The sequence below is a fragment of the Komagataeibacter europaeus genome (genome assembly GCF_002173515.1).
GTDB classification, from domain to species: domain Bacteria; phylum Pseudomonadota; class Alphaproteobacteria; order Acetobacterales; family Acetobacteraceae; genus Komagataeibacter; species Komagataeibacter europaeus.
This window is the reverse complement of record NZ_CP021467.1, coordinates 2,452,102-2,470,803: the sequence shown is the minus strand read 5'-3', so window position 1 is coordinate 2,470,803 and position 18,702 is coordinate 2,452,102. Positions and strand designations below refer to the sequence as shown.

Here is an 18,702-nt window from a genome sequence, read left to right as displayed (position 1 = left end):
TTGGGAGGTGCGAGAAGTGGATAAGGATAACGACCCGTCCGACGAGTCCTTTGACCGGCGACTGGAAGCAGCCCGCGAGCGTATGAACCCGCCCGCACCTGCCGCCCGTGACACCGGTGGGACAATGTCCGATCTGGGCCTGGTGATCAGGTCGGGAACGGAACTTGTATCGGCGCTGGTGGTCGGGGTTGCGATTGGCTGGGGGCTTGACCACTGGCTGCATACGAAGCCCTGGTTCCTCATCATCTTTTCGCTTCTGGGGGGTGTGGCAGGTGTGCTTAATGTCTGGCGTCTTGTCAGGCCCGATGCCATAAACGCTGAGGCAAAGGGGCCGGACGACGGCTCCGGACGGATATAGGGAAGAACGAAGTTGGCGGCCGGATCATCCATCGACGCGCTCGGTCAGTTCGAGCTCCATCCAGTTTTGGGTGCACTTGGCGAATCCCTGCGGTTCAGCCAGTCCCCCATGATGATGATTGTTGCCGCCATTGTGGTTCTGGCATTCCTGTACGTGGGCATGCGTCCCGCGGCGGTGGTGCCGGGCCGGCTGCAGTCCGCGGCAGAAATGTGCTACGACTTCATCCACAACATGGCGGTTGATACGATTGGTCCGGAAGGCCGGGCCTTCTTCCCGTTCGTGTTCACGCTGTTCTTCTTCATCCTGGCTGGCAATTACCTCGGCCTGCTGCCTTTTTCCTTTGCCTTCACCAGCCATATCGCCGTGACGCTGGCGCTGGCGCTGATGGTGTTCTGCCTCTCGATCATCGTGTCGCTCAAGGTGCAGGGGGCGAAGTTCTTCGCCCATTTCATGCCCGCCGGCGCCCCCAAGGCACTGGCCCCGCTGCTGATCCCGATCGAGATCCTTTCCTTTCTTTCGCGTCCCGTGAGCCTGTCGATCCGTCTGTTTGCCAACATGGTCGCCGGTCACGTGATGTTCGACATGTTTGCCGCCTTCACGATCATGCTGGCCGGTCTGGGCTTCTTCGGTGACATCATCGCCGTTGGTCCCGTGGTCATCAATATCGCGCTGATGGCACTCGAATTGCTGGTCGGTGCCTTGCAGGCCTATGTGTTTGCAATCCTTACCTGCATCTATCTGAGGGAGGCGGTGGCCCACTAACGGGCCCCAACCCCGCTTCCATCTATTTCAATCCAGAACGTCTGAAACAAGGAAAACAAGACATGGATATCGCAGCAGCCCGTGAAATTGGTGCCGGTATCGCCGTTATCGCCCTCGCTGGCGTTGGCATTGGCCTGGGTAACATCTTCTCCACGCTGGTCAGCAGCATCGCGCGCAACCCGTCCGCGCGTCCGCATGTGTTCGGTCTCGGCATGCTGGGCTTCGCCCTGACGGAAGCCGTCGCCCTGTATGCGCTGCTGATCGCGTTCCTGATCCTGTTCGTCTGATACGCTGGAGGCGAACATGGCGCGCGCCGTGATGTATGACAACATCCGAAGGGCGGGGACAGTTCTGGCCTCGTCCGCGCTGGCTCTGCCGCTGATGGCCATGGTTGCCCCTGGCGCGCGCGCCGAGGGCATGCCCCAGCTTGATTTCGGCAATCCCTATGTCATCGGACAGGTGGTGTGGGGCGCTGGCATTTTCCTGGTACTTTACCTTCTGCTGAGCCGCTCGGCCCTGCCGAAGGTGGAAAAGGTCCTGTCGCTGCGTCGCCAGACGATCGAGACGGATCTCGGGATTGCGCACAAGGCCAAGACCCGCGCTGATGAAGCAGTGGCCGACCTGCATGAAGCCCGCCGCAAGGCACTGGCTGATGCACAGGCCAATGTGGACAAGGTTGTCGAGGAGGCGCGTCTTGCCGCCGCCCGGCAGACCGAGGAAATGAACGCGCGTCTGGCGACGGAAATCCAGGATGCCGAAACCCGCATTGCCCAGGCACGCGGGCAGGCGCTGGCATCCGTGCGTGAGATTTCGACAACGACGGCGGAAACGCTGATCCATCAGTTATCCGGCATTGCCGCCCCGGCCGATTTCGTGACGGCAAAGGTCGGTTCTGCTGCGGCAGCACGTGGTCTCTGACCCGCTGCCCAAGACAGACAGGTCATAATCATGTTTCATGATCCCCGTTTCTGGTCGGCTGTTGCCTTTGTCCTGTTCTTTGTCCTGTTCGGGCGTTCACTATGGAAACCCCTGGTGAGCGCGCTGGACGGACGGGCAGAGCGCATCCGTGCAGAGCTTGATGAAGCAGCGCGCCTGCGCCGTGAAGCCGAGCAGATGCTTGAGGACGCGACGCGTGACCGCGAAGCAGCATTGGCCGAAGCCAAGGAACTGGTTGAACATTCCCTGCGTGAAGCCGCCAATATTGCACTGAAGGCCCGCAAGGATGCCGAGGAAATCGCCGCACGGCGTGAACAGATGGCGAAGGACCGGATTGCTTCGGCAGAACGTTCCGCCCTGCGCGAAGTGCGTGAGACGGCTGTTGACATCGCCATTCAGGCCACGCGTGAAACGCTGGCTGCAAGCCTGCCCGCAGATGTTGACGGCAAGATTATTGACAAGTCCATCGGTGATCTGCCGACGGCCCTGTCCCAGCGTGCTGCCTGATCATCATTGGTGACAACCGGCATGTCAGGTAATGGGGCGGACGACCGTCCCGTTGTCTCCATTATCGCGGCAGTACTGAACGAAGGGCCGAATATTCGGCCTGTATGTCAGGAAATTTCCGATGTCCTTGGCCAGTTGCCCGGGGCTGAAGTCATTTTCGTTGATGATGGCAGTACGGACGATACGGTCGCACAGCTTGAAGCCGTAAGGCGTGACGGTATCCTGCCTGACCTGCGTATCCTTGGCCATGATACGGTTTACGGAAAATCCGCTGGCCTGCGCACCGGCATTGAAGCCGCGCGCGGTGAGTGGGTCATCCTGATGGATGGTGACGGACAGGATAATCCTGCTGATTTCGCCGCCATGCTGGAAATGTGCCGCATGGCAAAAGGGCGCGCGCCCCTGGTTGTGGGTGTTCGGACCAGACGGCGTGACACCATGTCGCGCAGGCTGGCCTCACGTTTTGCCAATGGCCTGCGTCGTCGCCTGCTTGATGATGGCTGCCCTGATACCGGGGCGTCGCTGAAGGCATTCCGGCGCGTGGATTTCCTTGGACTGCCCCAGTTTGAAGGACTGCACCGTTTCCTGCCGTCCCTCATGGGCAGGCGGGGCGTGCCGCTGGCCTGTCTTTCGGTCGATCACCGTACCCGGCTGCATGGATCTTCCAAATATACCAATCTCAACCGGGCCATTGTCGGCATCCGGGACATATTGGGTGTAATGTGGCTTAACAACCGCGCCAGGATACCGAAACGCGTTACCGAACGCTGAAGGGACCGTGCCCATGACGCGTCTGACATTGCGTCACTATATCCTTGTGGCGCTGTCCGTATTTATCCTGTTCCTGCCGGGGCGTGCGTCGCTTCCACCGCTGGACCGTGATGAACCGCGTTATATGGAAGCCACCGCGCAGATGCTGCACAGCGGCAACTATGTCGATGTCAGGTTTCTGGATCAGCCCCGCTATCTCCAGCCTGCTGGCATATACTGGCTTGAAGCCACTGCTGTCCGCCTGATGGGCATGCAGGACGCGCACGCGGTCTGGCCCTATCGTATTCCTTCCCTTCTGGCGGTGACCGCTTCTGCGGTGTTGACCGCGTGGATTGGCGCGGCCCTGTTTGGCCCCATGTGTGGCCTGCTGGGGGCGGCGCTGCTGGCGGTGTCGGTGCTGATGACGGCCGAAGGCCGGATGGCCACCATTGATACGACCCTGCTGCTGTTTGTACTGCTGGCGCAATGCGGGCTGCTGCGGGCTTATCTGGACCGCGAACGCGACCTTGCCACTCCGCTTGCCGCGGCCCTGTTATACTGGACCGCGCTGGGGTGCGGGCTGATGCTCAAGGGACCGGTTATCCTGATTCCTGGCTTTGGCACACCCCTTGCGCTGGCGCTGATGGAACGGCGCATTGACTGGTGGAAACGGCTGCGGCCGGCATGGGGCTGGCTGGTCATGCTGGCCATTGTGCTGCCATGGTGCGTCGCCATCGGGGTTATCAGTCACGGCGATTTCTTTTCACGGGCGGTCGGGCGCAATTTTCTGGGCAAGGTCGCCAGCGGGCAGGAAACGCATGGCCTGCCGCCGGGCTATCATCTGGCTGTATTTGCCATTGCATTCTGGCCCGGGTCGGTTTTCGCGGCCATGAGCCTGCCTTTTGTATGGGAACGCCGGTTTCAGCCGCATGTGCGTTATCTGCTGTGCTGGATCGTGCCGCACTGGCTGGTGTTCGAGGCAATTGCGACCAAGCTGCCGCATTACGTGCTGCCGACCTATCCGGCCATTGCGATCCTGACAGCGGCGGCGATTGTTTCCTTTCCTACAGACTGGGAATGGCCACGGGCAATATGGGGACGTAGCCTGCTGGCGGCTTATGGGCTGATCTGGTTCACGATCGGGTCGGTGCTTGCGTTCGCGGGGCCGGTCCTGTTGTGGCGTATGGAAGGCATGGTTTCCCCTGCCGCCATGCTGGTGCCTGCGGGCGCACTGCCGCTGCTGGGCCTGTCGGGTTACATGATCCTGCACCGTGATGCGCTGCGGGCGGCCATGGCGGCAGTGGCAGCCGCCATCATCATCCATGTCGGGCTGTTCACGACCGTCATTCCCCGGTTGCAGACCATCTGGCTCAGTCCCCGCCTTGCGGCGATGGTGGATGCGCACCGCCCCTGCGCGCGGACCATCGTGGCCTCGACATCGGATTCGGAACCCAGTCTTGTATTCCTGCTGGGTCAGGATACGCGTCTGATCAACGCCACGGCCGCCGCCGATTTCCTGCAGCAGAACCCCAAATGCGGCATGGCGCTGGTAGGCGCGCGGGATCTGGGTGCTTTCAGCGCCCGCATCATGGAAAACGGCCTGGATGTGCATGAACTGGGACAGCAGACGGGACTGAATTATTCAACGGGCAAACATCTGGAAATCGGGCTGTATGCCGTCGTCCCGCCAGCAGCGCGATAACCATTTATAAAAAATGGGCGGCTGACATGGGATCACCAGCCTGTTTTGTGGGAAACAGGCGTTCCCTGCTTCCCGCGCCGGGGTCATCACCGCATGAACATGGCCGCAGCACTTGGTCAGCCAGGAAACGGTGACCTGCCCGGCAGCGCCACGGTATCTTTTGCCTTTTCGATGTCCGCCGACATGGCGTTTATCGGCTTCGATCTTTCCTGCAGGGCATCATGCCTGGCCATAATGTTCCGAAGCCAGCAGCAGAGCAGGGTGGCCGTATCGCGCGTGATGCCGATGATCACTGCAATACTTCATGCGAATATGTCCGCAACGCAGTAATCCGGTAAGGCGGCCCGAGGGCAGCAGAGGGCCAGCCGACTTGCCACGACGTGCTTTTGTCGTCTTACCTGTGCCAGACCCGTCCCGTGTAACAGGGTCAGGACTTGAACCAGACCTCGACCGGGCCCTTGACCTTCATGGCCATCGGGTTGCCGAAACGGTCGGTGCCACGGCCCACGGCCAGACGCACCCAGCCTTCGCTTATGCAGTATTCCTCGACATTGTTTTTCTCGATTCCCTTGAAACGCACGCCAATGCCACGATCAAGCAGAGACTCGTTGTAAAAGGGGCTGGCGGGATTGACGGACAGACGGTCCGGCGGGGTATCGGTCATGATGGTCTTTTTCCGTATGGTGAACGTGAAACGCTGTCTGACATAGCGGCAATAGCGTTAGTCTCCAACACCCGGCGTGGTGTCTTCCTCCACCACGCGGATGGTGGCCTGCCCACGGGTAATGTCGGTGATGCGGGTGCGGACCTCCGCCTCGCGTATCGCGGGCAGGGTGATCTGCATGCCGACACCGGTGGCGCCGAAGTCTTCTTCCACGATCTGGCAGTCCATGCTTTCCAGTCGTGCACGCAGCAGGGCATGGTCGGAAAAACCGCAGCCAAACGTCAGGGACACCATTTCCACGATCGGGACGCGTTCCGCCGTGCGCAGGCATTCCGCTGCCGTCCCGCCATAGGCACGCACCAGACCGCCCGCCCCCAGCTTGGTGCCGCCAAACCACCGCGTGACCACGACCACGGTGCGGTCGAAACCCTGTCCTTCGATCACCTGCAGGATGGGCCGGCCCGCGGTGCCACCGGGTTCGCCCGCGTCATCACTGCGATAGGTCTGGCCGATCAGATAGGCCCAGCAGTTATGGGTGGCGTCGGGATCGCTGACGGCTGCAATGAATTCCATGGCGTCCGCCGGGGTTGCGACGGGGGCGGCCTGTGCAAGGAAGATGCTTTTCCTGACCTCCCGCTCCAGCATCGCGGGTTCGCGCAGCATGAAGCGTTCGGGCGCACTCACGCCTCCGCCTCCTCCATCGCCCCGGTAAACAGGCTGACCAGATCGCCCAGATGGCCGATTTCCTGTATGCCCAGCCCGTCGGGGGCGGTGGGCTTGCGGTTGCCGCGTGCGATACGGCGCGGCAGGAATGCCTGCTCGAACCCCAGCTTGTGGGCTTCCTTCAGCCTTGTGTCGGGTTGCGAGACCTGACGGATCTCCCCCGACAGGCCGACCTCGCCAAAATAGACCGAACCCGCGCTGGTGGGCTGCCCGGTGGCGGCGGATACAAGGGCTGCCGCCACCGCCATGTCGGCGGCAGGCTCCCCCACCCGCAGGCCGCCTGCAATGTTGAGATGCACATCCATGGCATTGAGCTTGATGCCACACCGCGCTTCCAGCACTGCCAGCAGCATGTTCAGCCGCCCCGTATCCCATCCCACGACCGCACGCCGCGCGCCGCCGTCGCCTGCCTTGGGCGACAGCAGGGCCTGCACCTCCAGCAGCACGGGGCGCGTGCCCTCCATGCCCGCGAACACGGCGGAGCCTGCGATATGCCCGCGCCGTTCAGCCAGGAACAGGGCGGACGGATTGGGCACTTCCTCCAGCCCCTGATCGGTCATGGCGAACACGCCGATTTCGTCAGTTGCGCCAAAACGGTTCTTGGCCGCGCGCAGGATACGGAACTGATGGCCGCGATCGCCTTCGAAATACATGACCGCATCGACCATGTGTTCCAGAACGCGGGGACCGGCCAGCGCCCCTTCCTTGGTCACGTGCCCCACCAGGATCAGGCTGAAGCCACGCTGCTTGGCCAGGCGGATCAGTTCAAACGCGCAGGCGCGGACCTGGCTTACGGTGCCGGGCGCGCTTTCCACCGTTTCCATCCACATGGTCTGGATCGAGTCGATCACGACCAGGGCCAGATCCTTTTCCGCCTCCAGCGTTGCGACGATATCGGCCACGTTTATGGCGGCGGCAAGTTCCAGCGTCGGCGCTTCCAGCCCCAGCCTGCGCGCGCGCAGGCGGATCTGGTCCACCGCTTCCTCGCCCGATATGTACATGACCTGGCGTCCGGCGCGTGCCAGCGCGCAGGCGCCCTGCAGCAGCAGCGTCGATTTGCCGATACCCGGATCACCACCGACCAGCACGACGGATGCCGGGACCAGTCCGCCCCCCAGCACGCGGTCCAGTTCCCCGATGCGGGTTTCGATGCGGGGCGGCGGCGGGGTATCGCCCGCAAGCCCCACAAGGTTGATGCGGGCCCCCGTGCGCCTGCGGGCGTTGGTGCCGCCTGTTGCCGTGGGTTCGACCGTTTCCTCGACAATGCTGTTCCACGCGCCACAGGCGTCGCACCGGCCCGACCACTTGGGAAAGACCGCCCCGCAGGACTGACAGACAAAACGGTTAGCGGGCCGACGCGCCATGAGGGCTCCCTGGGCAAGAACAGATCGTGTATATCATATATGGAACGACCGGCCGCGAAAGTCAGAGGTGGTCTGAAAAACCCCTTTGGAAACATGAAAAAGTTTTTGGCGAAGCTTTTTGCAAAAAGCTTCGAAAGAATGCCGCCTTTTTGAAAAAAGGAGACACCCAGAAACTTTTGTCTTTTTTATCAGTCAGCTACGCACATCGATTTTTATCGGTCCTTCGCGTCGGCCATGGGTGAACTGGTCCACCACCGGGTTGCCACTGTCAAACAGGGTGGAGGGCGGTCCCTGCCAGATCAGCCGGCCTTCATACAGCATGCCCACCCGGTCCCCGATCCGCTGGGCGGACGCCATGTCATGCGTGATGGCGATGGCGGTTGATCCCAGCTTGCGCACGCAATCGGCAATCAGCCCGTCAATCACCGCGCCCATGATGGGATCAAGCCCGGTTGTCGGTTCATCAAAGAACAGGATTTCGGGGCGGGCCGCGATGGCGCGCGCCAGTCCCACGCGCTTCTGCATGCCGCCCGACAGTTCGGATGGCGACAGCGCGCCCACGGCGGGGTCCATGCCCACCTGTTCCAGCAGGGCGCCCGCGCGCACGCGGGCCTGCGCGCGGGTAATGCGTGGGCCATGCCCCGCGCGGGCGGCGGCAACAAGACCGAAGGTCACGTTTTCCCATACGCTCAGGCTGTCAAACAGCGCGCCGTTCTGGAACAGCATGCCGATCCGCGCCATATAGGGTTCGCGCTGCCGGGACGAAAGCGTCGTGACATCGACGCCATCAATCTCGATGGACCCCGCATCGGGCGTGATCAGGCCCAGTATGCAGCGCAGCAGCACCGACTTGCCCGTGCCCGAGCCACCGATGACCACGAATGACGTGCCACCCATAACATCAAGGTCCACCCCATCCAGCACCACCTTGGGACCGAACGCCTTTTTCAGGCCGCGAATGCGGATCTTGGGGGTTGCGTCACTCATTGGGAAAAGAACACATCCGTCAGAAGGTAATCAAACGTCAGCAGGAGGATCGAGGCCGCGACAACCGCCGCCGTGGTTGCCGCCCCCACGCCCTCGGCCCCGCCACGGCTGTGATAGCCATGGTAGCAGCCCATGAGCGCGATCAGGAACCCGAATATGGCCGCCTTCACCAGTCCCACCGTCACATCCATGACCTTGAGCGAGGCAATCGTTGCCGTGATATAGGCGGAAGCCGAGAAATCCAGCTTCATCACGCATACGGTAAACCCGCCCAGCACACCCAGTATGTCGGCCACCAGCACAAGGAACGGCAGCGCCAGCGTGCCCGCCACCAGCCGTGGCGTGACCAGGTACTTGATGGGATTGGTGGACAGGGTGGTCAGTGCATCGATCTGGTCGGTCACCCGCATGGTCCCGATTTCGGCCGACATGGCGGCGCCGACCCGTCCCGCCACCATCAGTCCCGCCAGCACCGGTCCCAGTTCGCGCGTGACCGCAAGGATGACAATCCCGGCAATGGCGTTCTGGGCATGGTACTGGGCAAACCCGGTATAGGACTGCAATGCGATCACGCCGCCAGAAAACAGCGCCGTCAGGGCCACGACCGGCAGGGAGAAAAAGCCGATTTCCACCAGCGTGCCCCACAGCGTGCGCCAGTAGAAGGGGGGACGGACCACATGCGACAGGGCGACGGCGGCAAACAGCGCCACCCGCCCCGCCATGCGGACGATATCCAGAACGGCCCTGCCCAGCCCGGCAATGAAATCGAGAATGCCGTTCACAACGCCTCCCGCGCATGTGGGTGATCGCCATGCCGGACAACAGGTTCAGCAGACATGTTCCTGCCGTAGCGCGGCAGGCCACTCACGTCAAAGCGAAAGCGCGTACCCCCACCATGCCCGCGCGATCAGGGCGCGTGGGATGCGTCCGCCCGCCGGTTGCAGGCATGACGCCACGTGTTGCACGCCACCATGCAGCCCACGCCCACCATGACCACCACCGCCAGCGGCGCGGGGGAATGGAAGGGCACATGCCCGAGGATGAAACCGCTGCCCGCCGCAAGGGAAAACTGGATAGTGCCCATCAATGCCGACGCACTGCCCGCCTGGTGGCCATGATGGGTAAAGGCCAGCACCGTGGCGTTTGGCCCCACGAACCCCAGGCAGCCGGTAATGCAGCTGATCAGCACGCAGACCAGAACGGGATGCGCGGGACCGGCAATGCCCGCAAGCGACAGCACCAGGCACGCCACCGCCGCCACCACGCTGCACGCGATGCCACCGTCCAGCAGCCGTGACAGGTCGATCCGGTGGACCAGGCTGCCGTTCAGTTGCGCGCAGGCGATGAATATCCCGGCGTTCATGCCGAAAAACACCCCGAACTGGGTGGGCGTGAACCCAAGCAGGTGTTCAAACACCATGGGTGCGGAGGTGATGTAGGCGAACATGACGAACGAGGAAAAGCTGTTGATCAGCGCACTGGACATGAACACCGGTTCACGTATCAGGCCGGCATAACGGGCGATCGTGCCGGTCAGCGAAAAGGCGATGCGCTTTTCCACCGGCATGGTGTCGGGCATGGTCGCAAGCACCGTCAGCAGCCCCAGCACGCCATAGATGACCGCGATCGTGAAAATCCACCGCCAGTGGCCCATCATCAGCACCAGGCTGCCCAGTGACGGCGCAAGGATGGGCATGACCCCAAATACCAGCATGAGCTGCGACATGATGCGCGCGCCCGCGGCCCCCGTCGCCACGTCGCGCACGATGGCGCGCGGCAGGACCGCGCACGCCGCCCCGCCCAGCGCCGAGACAAAGCGGCACAGGCAGAACAGGTCGAAGCCCGTGGCCACGGCGCACCCGACCGATCCCACCGTAAACAGCACCAGCCCCCCCAGCAGCGGCAGCCTGCGACCCAGCCGGTCGGAAATCGGCCCAAGGCTGAACTGTCCCACCGCCAGCCCCGCGAACCATGCCGCCAGCGTGACCTGGCTGGCCCCCGCGCGTCCTCCCGCCAGTTCCGCGTCCATGATGGGAAAGGCGGGCAGGTACATGTCGGTTGCCAGTGGACCGATGGCCGTAAGCAGCCCCAGCAGGGCAATCATCCAGAATGGCATGACGGGAACGGGGATACGGCGCGTGGGCATGGGAATCCGGGCGGTCAGGAAGTGGCGCGGCGGATGCCGCGCCATCCCGCATATCAATTCCCGGCGGCTTGTCCATCATTCATGGCGCATGCAACACATGCATGACCCGAAGGATGGCTGACCGGCGGCGGCTTCAGACCCCGAAGCTGGCCACCAGGTCCGCCAGCCCCACCTGACGGTGGCGTTCCAGCCTGGCCGCCACCAGCACGGCGCGGGCTTCGGCGATGGCCTGGTCCAAGTCGGAATTGATGATGACGTGATCGAATTCATTCCAGTGCGAGATCTCGTCGCGCGCGGCCTGCATGCGGCGCGCGATCTCGTCCGCCTCATCCGATGCGCGGCCATGCAGCCTGCGTTCCAGTTCCGCGATCGAGGGTGGCAGGACGAACAGGCTGATCACATCCCCCGGTAGGGCGGCACGGATCTGGCGGTGCCCCTGCCAGTCGATATCGAACACCATGTCGCGCCCCTCCGCCAGGGCCTGCTCCACCGGGGCGCGCGGGGTGCCGTATCCCCGCCCGAACACCGTGGCCCATTCCAGCATCTCACCCGCTTCCGCCATGCGGGTAAATTCTTCCATGCTGCGGAAATGGTAATGGATTCCGTCACTTTCGCCCGGGCGGGGCTGGCGGGTGGTGACGGATACGGAATGCAGCAGTTGTGGCTCCGACGCACGTAACGCATTCGCAATGGTTGACTTCCCCGCCCCTGATGGCGCTGAAATGACCAGACATACCCCACGGCGCCGGACCGGGGCGACTGGGGGCGTGCGGGTGGGGATGGTTGTCTGGGTCATGCGGTTCTCCTTGACGGTGCAAATGCGCGCCGGATGCGTAAACGGGGTAGCGTTGTTCTAACAGGGTGTATGTATTCTGCGAATATGAAACAGGATTCGATACTGATTACAGGTGCCTCGTCCGGAATTGGACGCGGGCTTGCCCTCGCCCTTGCGCGGCCGGGGCGTACGCTGCATCTGGGCGGACGCAATGCCGGCAACCTGCGCGCCGTGGCGACAGACTGCATCGCACGCGGCGCGGATGCCCGCATACGGGTGCAGGACGTCCGTGAACAGGCGGGCATGGAAGAATGGATCACGACCGCCGGCCCGCTGGACCTGGTCTTTGCCTGCGCGGGGATTACCGCTTCCACCAGGGGCGGGGACGAAGCCCCGCATGAACCCGATGCGCAGGTCCGCCGCATGTTCGCGACCAACATGGATGGCGTGCTGAATACGGTGCTGCCCGCCATCCACGTCATGCGCGCGCAGCCCCGCGCGGGTGATGGGGTGCGGGGGCGTATCTGCGCCATGTCCTCGGTGGCGGGGCTTGTCTCCTTTCCCGGCACGCCGTCCTATTGCGCGTCAAAGGCGGCGGTGGACCGCTTCATGGTGGCGACGGGGGCCAACATGAAACGCGCGGGCATTGTCATGTCCAGCGTATGCTGCGGTTTTGTCGCCACCCCCATGACCACGCAGAACAGTTTCCACATGCCCGGCCTGACCCAGACGGGTGACGCCGTGCGCGCCATCCTGTCGGGGGTTGCGGCAGGCAGGCGGCGCATCTCGTTCCCGCGGTGGCTGGTGGCGGGATCCCGGTTCATGGACCTGCTGCCGATGCGGATCGCGGAATACTATTATTATCGCCAGCCTGCGGGACAGGCGGGCACCATGGCGGAAACCGGGCTGGAAACAGGCAGCCCCGCCGCTTGCGACAATCAGGAATAGCATGCATCCAGCACCCGGGAACAGGCAGTGAACCTGTGCCGTATTTTCATCCTGCGTCCGGTCGCGACCACCCTGCTGGCGGCAGCCATCGTCCTTTCGGGGCTTTTTGCCTACCGGGTCCTGCCGGTGGGCGATTTGCCCGACATCGCGGTGCCCGTTATTTATGTCGTGGCCAACCAGCCAGGGGCATCGCCACAGCAGATGGCCAGTTCCGTCACCACCCCGCTGGAACGCAGGCTGGGGCAGATCGCGGGCATCAGCGAGATTGAATCCGATTCCAGCCAGGATAACGCCTTCATCCTGCTGACATTCAATGATTCAACCAATATCGATTCCGCCGCCAATGACGTGGAGGCCGCACTGCGCGCGGCCCGTGCCGATATGCCCGCGACGCTGGAATCACAGCCGCAGTACTGGAAGGCCAACCCGTCCGAAAATCCGATCATGATCCTGGCCCTGACATCGGACACGCAGCCGATGTCGGAACTGTACGATATCGCCAAGACACGGCTGCAGCCCCTGCTGTCACAGGTGCAGGGCGTGGGCTGGGTCGAGCTTATGGGCAGTTCCGCCCCCGCCGTGCGGGTGGAGATCAACCCGTGGCCCCTGTTCAAATACGGGCTGGGGTTCGAGGACATCCGCTCCGCCCTGGCATCGGCCAACGCCAATACCCCCAAAGGCGTGATCGAGAACGACACCACGCGCTACACACTGGCCACCAATGACCAGGCGCGCAGTGCGGCGCAGTATCGCGACCTTGTCATCGGTTACCGCGACAGCCGCCCCGTGCGGCTGCAGGACGTGGCCTATGTGCATAACGGCGTGGAAAACGAACGCCAGGTCGGCTTCCTGAACGGACACAGGGCCGCCATGGCCATTATCCTTCCGCGTGCAGGCGCCAATGTCATTCGCGTAACCGACCAGATCAAGGCCCGCCTTCCCGCCCTGCGCGCGGCCCTTCCGGCCGGGGTGACGCTGACCCCCGCCATGGACCGTTCCATCACCATCCGCGCGTCTCTGGCCGATACGCAGTGGACGCTGCTGGTGTCGGTGCTGCTGGTTGTGGCCGTTGTGCTGGTGTTTCTGCGCACGCCACGATCCACCCTGATTCCGGCCATTACGGTGCCCATTTCGCTGGCGGGCACGCTGGCGATCATGTCGCTGTTCCATTTCTCGCTCGATATCCTGTCCCTCATGGCGCTGACCATCGCGACCGGCTTCGTGGTGGATGACGCCATCGTGGTGCTGGAAAACATCGCCCGCCACATGGAAGCGGGCATGGGGCGGATGGAGGCGTCGCTCAAGGGATCGCGTGAAATCGGGTTTACCGTCATGTCGATCACCATATCGCTGGTGGCGGTGTTCCTGCCGTTGCTGCTGCTGGGTGGGACGCCGGGCAAGGTCTTTTTCGAATTTTCCATGACGCTGGCCATTACCGTCACCGTCTCGCTGGTGCTCGCCCTCAGCCTGACGCCGATGATGTGCAGCCTTTTGCTGGAAGTCAGCCATGACACGCCCCTGCCCCCCGACGCGCCGTGGTGGCGGCGCTGGCCCCGCATGGCGGGCGACTGGCTGGAAGCGGGCTACCAGCATCTGCTGCGGTTTTATGAACGCACGCTGGATGTGGCGCTGCGCCACCATGTGCTGACCGCCGTGACCCTGCCGCTGAGCCTTGCGATCATGATCGGGGTGATCGTGCTCATGCCCAAGGGGATACTGCCCAAGGAAGACGTGGCCATGGTCATGAGTTTCTTCCGCGCGGACCAGACCACGTCGTTTCCCGCCATGACGGAAAAGATCCGCGCCATAAGCAATGCCCTGACCGCCGACAAGGACACGCAGGAAGTCGTCGCCTTTTCCGGGGATACCAATATCGAGGGACAGGCCTTCGCCCAGATGGTCGACCGCACCCGGCGCGATGATGGCCCCGATGAGATGATCGAACGCATCCACAAGCGGCTGGCCAATATTCCGGGGCTTGACGTGTCCCTGTTTTCGGCGGGCGACATAAGCGGCGGTGGCGGACGGCAGAAGGAAGGCGCCTATCGCTACCTGCTGACCAGTGATGACGCGGATGCCCTTTACACATGGGTGCCTGCCCTGACATCGGCGCTGCGCACGGCCCCCGCCCTGCGCGATGTCACGACGGATGTCATGAACAATGGGGCCGCGATCCATGCCGACATCATCCGCGACCTTGCGGCGCGGTACCTGATTACGCCGCAACTGGTCAGCAACACGCTGTATGACGCGTTTGGCCAGCGCATCGCATCCAACATCTCCACATCGCTTGCGACCTATCATGTGGTGATGGAAGTGGCGGACCAGTACCGCACATCGCCCGACATCCTGCAGTCATTCCGCATTTCCACCGCCGGTGGCAGCCCCGGCGGCGGCACGGTGTCCAATACGGTCCGCGCCCGCATGGCCACCACCACGCAGGCCAGCACCAGCACGCAGCTGAGCCAGCAGTCCTTCCGCAACGAAATCGCCAACAGGCTGGCGGGCGGCGCGGGTGCGTCAAACGGGTCGGCCGTGTCATCCAGCACCGAAACCATGCTGCCCCTTTCAAACGTGGCGCGGCTTGAACCCCGCCCCACCGCCATTACCGTGTCGCACAAGGCGGGGTTCGTATCGGCGGCCATTTCCTTCAACCTTGCCCCCGGCATGGCGTTGAGTGACGCCGCCGCCACCATTGCCGACACCATGGTGCGGCTGCATGTGCCACAGACCATCCATGGCGGCTTTACCGGGCAGGCGGCGCAGTTCCAGTCCGCCATCATCAACGAGGTGCTGATCTTCATCGCGGCCCTTGTCACGATCTATGTGACGCTGGGCATCCTGTATGAAAGCTACATCCATCCGCTGACCATCATGTCCACCCTGCCTTCGGCCGGGGTGGGGGCGGTGCTGGCGCTGTGGGCGCTGGGGCAGGAGTTTTCGCTGATCACCATGATCGGAATGATCCTGCTGGTGGGAATCGTGAAGAAAAACGCCATCCTGATCGTGGATTTCGCGCTGCATGCCGAACGCGACCGGGGGCTGGACGCCCGCCATGCCATTCGCGATGCATGCATCCAGCGCTTCCGCCCCATCCTTATGACCACGCTGGCAGCGGCCCTTGGGGCCGTGCCACTGATTACCAACAGTGGCTATGGCGTGGAAATGCGCCGCCCGCTGGGCATTACGGTGGTGGGAGGGCTTATGATGAGCCAGCTGCTGACCCTCTACACCACGCCGGTCATCTATCTTTACATGGAACGCATCCGGCTATGGACCCGGCGGACCATGGGCAGGCTGCTGTCGCGCACGAAGGGACAAGAAAATTTTCGATAATTGAAAATAGGGGGTTGCGGGGTCCGGCAGGGTCAGTTAAAAGCCGCCTCACAGCGCACCCGTAGCTCAACTGGATAGAGCACCAGACTACGAATCTGGGGGTTAGAGGTTCGAGTCCTTTCGGGTGCGCCACTTTCCTTGAAATCAGAAATTACCGTTGTGGCGCAGCCTTCTGGTCCTGTGCCTGTCCGCATGTCCAGGCGCATGGATGCCTGCCACCCTTGCGCTACATCGCGGCATGAAATCGTTCCTGATTCAAAAAGATGAGGTGCCTGCCGCCCCCGTGGCTGCTACACCGTTACCTGATTTTTCTTTCGTCTGAATTCAGGAAACCAGAATGAGCGGGTCCAGCCTCCCCGAAAACATTCCCCCACATGCGCCATCCGAACGTTCTGGCGGCATCCTGTCCTGGATCGACCGCAGGCTTCCGGTCATAAGCGGCTTCCGGCAGGAATATATCGACTTCCGCATGCCATGGAACCTGAATGCGCTGTGGAATTTCGGGGCGATCCTGACCGCGGTGCTGGTTCTGATGCTGGCCACGGGCATTTTCCTGGCCATGAACTATACCCCCACCTCCGCCGGGGCCTTCATGTCGGTGGAGATGATTGAACGCCAGCTACCGGGTGGCTGGATGCTGCGCGCGATGCACATGACCGGGGCCAGCCTGTTCATGGCCGCGCTGTATATCCACCTGTTCCGGGGGCTGTATTACGGGTCATACAAGCAGCCGCGCGAAATCCTGTGGCTGAGTGGCCTGGGGCTGCTGCTGATGGTCATGGTCACGGCATTCGCGGGCTATGTGCTGCCATGGGGGCAGATGTCCTACTGGGGGGCCGATGTCGCGGGCAAGGCGGTGGGCGCCGTGCCGGTCATTGGCGGAACACTTGAACACATCATGGAAGGCAGCGACCAGCTGGGGGATATCTTCATCCACCGCTTCTTCGTGCTGCACTTCCTCATGGCGTTCGCCATTGTGGCTGTCGTGGCCTTCCATGTGGCGGCGCTGCATGTCAGCGGGCCGAACAATCCTGATGGCAAGCCGGTTCCCGAACGCCAGACCGTGCCCTTTCACCCCTATTACACCACCAAGGATCTGACGGGCCTCGTACTGTTCGCGCTGGTGTTCGTAGCCCTTGCGTTCCTGTGGCCCGACCTGTTGTCCGAGCCGGAAAACTACCGCCCCGCCAACCCCATGCACACGCCCGCCGATATTGAACCGGAATGGTATTTCCTGCCGTTCTATGGCCTGCTGCAGTCGGTGCCGTCCAAGTTTGGCGGCCTGCTGGCGGCGGCGGGCTCGATCCTGATCCTGTTTGCGGTGCCGTGGCTGGACCGTTCGCCCGTCCGTTCGGCGCGCTTTCGCCCGGCCTGCCGGATGGGCATGGCGGGACTGGTCATATCGTTCGTGCTGATGGGACTGGTGGGCCGTCACCATGCCGAAGGCGGCTGGATGATCGCGGGCCGGATCGCGGCACTGTATTATTTCGGTTATTTCCTTGTGCTGCTGCCACTATGCGCACGGCGTGAACGGCAGCAGTCCGACGCCTGATACGGGATCGGGCATGGTCTTTCATCCGTGACTTGACGGATGCGGGCCGTGCCCACACTCTTCCTGCCTGACCGGGGTGCCCATGACATGTGTGGGCTGAGATCACACCCGTTGAACCTGATCTGGGTCATGCCAGCGAAGGGAGGCTGTCCCGACCGGGACGCAAGCACCCGTTCCCTGCCTGCCGTGGATCACGGACGTCATGGAAAGGGAGCCCGTCATCCATGCGAACCTTCATGCGCGCCCTCTGGGCAGCAGGTATCCTGGCCTGCACGGCGCTGGCGCTGCCTGCCCATGCCGCAAGCCAGCAGGTCACGGTCGTGCTGGACTGGTTCCTTAACGCCGATCACGCCGCCCTTCTGGCCGCCCGGTACAGCGGCGCATTCGCCCGTCATGGGCTGGATGTAAAACTGGTCGCGCCAGCGGACCCCGGATCCCCCGCGCGCCTGGTCGCGGCGGGGCAGGCGGACCTGGCCATATCCTACCAGACGCAGCTTGGCATGCTGGCGGACCAGAACATCCCGCTGGTACGGGTGGGCACCCTGATCGATACCCCGCTGAATGTCCTGATTACGGGGGAAGGTGTCCACACCATCGCCGACCTGAAGGGCAAAACCATTGGCGTGTCCATGCCGGGGGTGGATGACGCGGCACTGGACACCATGCTGCATTCGGCAGGACTGGCCATGACCGACGTGCATCAGGTCAATGTCAATTTCCAGCTGGAACAGGCCATCATAAGTCATGCCGTGGATGGCGTGATCGGGGCGGTGCGGACATATGAACTGATCGACCTGCAGCAGAAGGGGATAAAGGTTTCCGCGTTTTTCCCCGAAGAACATGGCGTGCCGATGTCAGATGAACTGATCTTCCTGGCCGGTCGCGACCATGCGCACGATGCATGGATACGCCAGTTCATGGATGCGCTGGCGGAGGGGGCGAATACCCTGATCAACCACCCCGACGCCATGCTGGCCCAGACGATCCATGACCACCCGGAATTCGATACGCCGCTGAACCGGGCGGCATGGCAGGCCACCCTGCCGCGCATCTGCAAGCAGCCAGCGCTGCTGGACGTGCCCCGCTATACCGCTTTCGCCGCGTTCCTGCATGCCCATGGCATGATGACGCATGACATGCCGCTGGAACAGTACGCCATCGATCCGTTCAACCGGACTGCGGTACCCTGACC

General features: G+C 62.8%; 19 protein-coding genes, 1 tRNA gene and 1 riboswitch. Of the genes, 13 read left to right on the top strand and 7 right to left on the bottom strand.

The window, feature by feature from the left end:
• Positions 1–16 precede the first annotated feature (16 nt).
• The 8 genes from S101446_RS11390 (at position 17) to S101446_RS18070 (ending at position 5,345) form a co-directional block, all read left to right on the top strand.
• Complete coding sequence (locus S101446_RS11390; RefSeq protein ID WP_019090714.1) at positions 17–358, top strand: AtpZ/AtpI family protein; 342 nt, start codon at positions 17–19, stop codon at positions 356–358.
• Between the two features lie 12 nt (positions 359–370).
• Positions 371–1,120: a F0F1 ATP synthase subunit A gene (locus tag S101446_RS11385; RefSeq protein ID WP_019090713.1), complete on the top strand. Its 750-nt coding sequence runs from the start codon at positions 371–373 to the stop codon at positions 1,118–1,120.
• 62 nt (positions 1,121–1,182) lie between these two features.
• Positions 1,183–1,407, top strand: coding sequence for an ATP synthase subunit C family protein (locus S101446_RS11380; RefSeq protein ID WP_003616715.1), 225 nt, complete (start codon positions 1,183–1,185; stop codon positions 1,405–1,407).
• A gap of 16 nt (positions 1,408–1,423) precedes the next feature.
• Positions 1,424–2,038 (top strand): F0F1 ATP synthase subunit B family protein, encoded by a 615-nt coding sequence (locus S101446_RS11375; RefSeq protein WP_010509507.1) that lies wholly within the window; start codon positions 1,424–1,426, stop codon positions 2,036–2,038.
• Positions 2,039–2,068: 30 nt separating this feature from the next.
• Positions 2,069–2,563: a F0F1 ATP synthase subunit B family protein gene (locus S101446_RS11370; protein WP_010509505.1), complete on the top strand. Its 495-nt coding sequence runs from the start codon at positions 2,069–2,071 to the stop codon at positions 2,561–2,563.
• A 21-nt stretch (positions 2,564–2,584) separates the two neighbouring features.
• Positions 2,585–3,334, top strand: a complete 750-nt coding sequence (locus tag S101446_RS11365) for a glycosyltransferase family 2 protein (protein ID WP_087608880.1) — start codon at positions 2,585–2,587, stop codon at positions 3,332–3,334.
• 13 nt (positions 3,335–3,347) lie between these two features.
• A complete protein-coding gene (locus S101446_RS11360) occupies positions 3,348–5,015 on the top strand; it encodes an ArnT family glycosyltransferase (protein WP_087608396.1) in 1,668 nt (555 codons plus the stop codon).
• 93 nt (positions 5,016–5,108) lie between these two features.
• Entirely contained in the window at positions 5,109–5,345 is a 237-nt protein-coding gene (locus S101446_RS18070; protein ID WP_167376405.1) for a hypothetical protein, read from the top strand.
• 97 nt (positions 5,346–5,442) lie between these two features.
• On the opposite strand, the gene S101446_RS11355 is transcribed toward S101446_RS18070, so the two are convergent.
• From S101446_RS11355 to gmk, 7 genes are all read right to left on the bottom strand, one after another.
• On the bottom strand, positions 5,443–5,679 hold the full coding sequence (locus S101446_RS11355) for a DUF3297 family protein (protein WP_010509497.1): 237 nt from the start codon (positions 5,677–5,679) through the stop codon (positions 5,443–5,445).
• A 57-nt stretch (positions 5,680–5,736) separates the two neighbouring features.
• Positions 5,737–6,363 carry an IMPACT family protein gene (locus S101446_RS11350; RefSeq protein WP_087608395.1) on the bottom strand — a complete coding sequence of 209 codons (627 nt, stop codon included), beginning with the start codon at positions 6,361–6,363 and terminating at the stop codon, positions 5,737–5,739.
• The gene (gene radA / locus S101446_RS11345) at positions 6,360–7,766 is read right to left on the bottom strand and encodes a DNA repair protein RadA (protein WP_010509494.1); all 1,407 of its coding nucleotides are present in this window, start codon (positions 7,764–7,766) and stop codon (positions 6,360–6,362) included. Before radA ends, S101446_RS11350 begins: the two co-directional genes overlap by 4 nt.
• Before the next feature lie 192 nt (positions 7,767–7,958).
• Complete coding sequence (locus S101446_RS11340; protein ID WP_019084936.1) at positions 7,959–8,753, bottom strand: ABC transporter ATP-binding protein; 795 nt, start codon at positions 8,751–8,753, stop codon at positions 7,959–7,961.
• Complete coding sequence (locus S101446_RS11335) at positions 8,750–9,535, bottom strand: MlaE family ABC transporter permease (protein ID WP_010509491.1); 786 nt, start codon at positions 9,533–9,535, stop codon at positions 8,750–8,752. The genes S101446_RS11340 and S101446_RS11335 overlap by 4 nt, the downstream gene beginning before the upstream one ends.
• A gap of 125 nt (positions 9,536–9,660) precedes the next feature.
• Positions 9,661–10,944 (bottom strand): multidrug effflux MFS transporter, encoded by a 1,284-nt coding sequence (locus S101446_RS11330; RefSeq protein ID WP_087608394.1) that lies wholly within the window; start codon positions 10,942–10,944, stop codon positions 9,661–9,663.
• 88 nt (positions 10,945–11,032) lie between these two features.
• Positions 11,033–11,695, bottom strand: coding sequence for a guanylate kinase (gene gmk / locus S101446_RS11325; RefSeq protein ID WP_010509485.1), 663 nt, complete (start codon positions 11,693–11,695; stop codon positions 11,033–11,035).
• 84 nt (positions 11,696–11,779) lie between these two features.
• Between gmk and S101446_RS11320 the strand changes: the two genes are divergently transcribed.
• From S101446_RS11320 to S101446_RS11300, 5 genes are all read left to right on the top strand, one after another.
• Complete coding sequence (locus tag S101446_RS11320) at positions 11,780–12,622, top strand: SDR family NAD(P)-dependent oxidoreductase (RefSeq protein WP_019090706.1); 843 nt, start codon at positions 11,780–11,782, stop codon at positions 12,620–12,622.
• A 27-nt stretch (positions 12,623–12,649) separates the two neighbouring features.
• Positions 12,650–15,958, top strand: coding sequence for an efflux RND transporter permease subunit (locus tag S101446_RS11315; RefSeq protein WP_087608393.1), 3,309 nt, complete (start codon positions 12,650–12,652; stop codon positions 15,956–15,958).
• Between the two features lie 55 nt (positions 15,959–16,013).
• A tRNA-Arg gene (locus S101446_RS11310) sits at positions 16,014–16,090 on the top strand.
• Positions 16,091–16,295: 205 nt separating this feature from the next.
• Positions 16,296–17,510 (top strand): cytochrome b, encoded by a 1,215-nt coding sequence (locus S101446_RS11305; RefSeq protein ID WP_019084941.1) that lies wholly within the window; start codon positions 16,296–16,298, stop codon positions 17,508–17,510.
• Between the two features lie 62 nt (positions 17,511–17,572).
• A riboswitch (TPP riboswitch) is annotated at positions 17,573–17,671 on the top strand.
• Between the two features lie 63 nt (positions 17,672–17,734).
• Positions 17,735–18,700: an ABC transporter substrate-binding protein gene (locus S101446_RS11300; protein WP_456303531.1), complete on the top strand. Its 966-nt coding sequence runs from the start codon at positions 17,735–17,737 to the stop codon at positions 18,698–18,700.
• The last annotated feature ends 2 nt before the right edge of the window (positions 18,701–18,702 follow it).

Coding starts and splice junctions, on each gene's coding strand:
- S101446_RS11380 (WP_003616715.1), top strand. CDS start 1,183: ATGGATATCGCAGCAGCCCGTGAAATTGGTGCCGGTATCGCCGTTATC.
- S101446_RS11375 (WP_010509507.1), top strand. CDS start 1,424: ATGGCGCGCGCCGTGATGTATGACAACATCCGAAGGGCGGGGACAGTT.
- S101446_RS11370 (WP_010509505.1), top strand. CDS start 2,069: ATGTTTCATGATCCCCGTTTCTGGTCGGCTGTTGCCTTTGTCCTGTTC.
- S101446_RS11365 (WP_087608880.1), top strand. CDS start 2,585: ATGTCAGGTAATGGGGCGGACGACCGTCCCGTTGTCTCCATTATCGCG.
- S101446_RS11360 (WP_087608396.1), top strand. CDS start 3,348: ATGACGCGTCTGACATTGCGTCACTATATCCTTGTGGCGCTGTCCGTA.
- S101446_RS18070 (WP_167376405.1), top strand. CDS start 5,109: ATGAACATGGCCGCAGCACTTGGTCAGCCAGGAAACGGTGACCTGCCC.
- S101446_RS11355 (WP_010509497.1), bottom strand. CDS start 5,679: ATGACCGATACCCCGCCGGACCGTCTGTCCGTCAATCCCGCCAGCCCC.
- radA (WP_010509494.1), bottom strand. CDS start 7,766: ATGGCGCGTCGGCCCGCTAACCGTTTTGTCTGTCAGTCCTGCGGGGCG.
- S101446_RS11340 (WP_019084936.1), bottom strand. CDS start 8,753: ATGAGTGACGCAACCCCCAAGATCCGCATTCGCGGCCTGAAAAAGGCG.
- S101446_RS11330 (WP_087608394.1), bottom strand. CDS start 10,944: ATGGCGCGGCATCCGCCGCGCCACTTCCTGACCGCCCGGATTCCCATG.
- gmk (WP_010509485.1), bottom strand. CDS start 11,695: ATGACCCAGACAACCATCCCCACCCGCACGCCCCCAGTCGCCCCGGTC.
- S101446_RS11320 (WP_019090706.1), top strand. CDS start 11,780: ATGAAACAGGATTCGATACTGATTACAGGTGCCTCGTCCGGAATTGGA.
- S101446_RS11305 (WP_019084941.1), top strand. CDS start 16,296: ATGAGCGGGTCCAGCCTCCCCGAAAACATTCCCCCACATGCGCCATCC.
- S101446_RS11300 (WP_456303531.1), top strand. CDS start 17,735: ATGCGAACCTTCATGCGCGCCCTCTGGGCAGCAGGTATCCTGGCCTGC.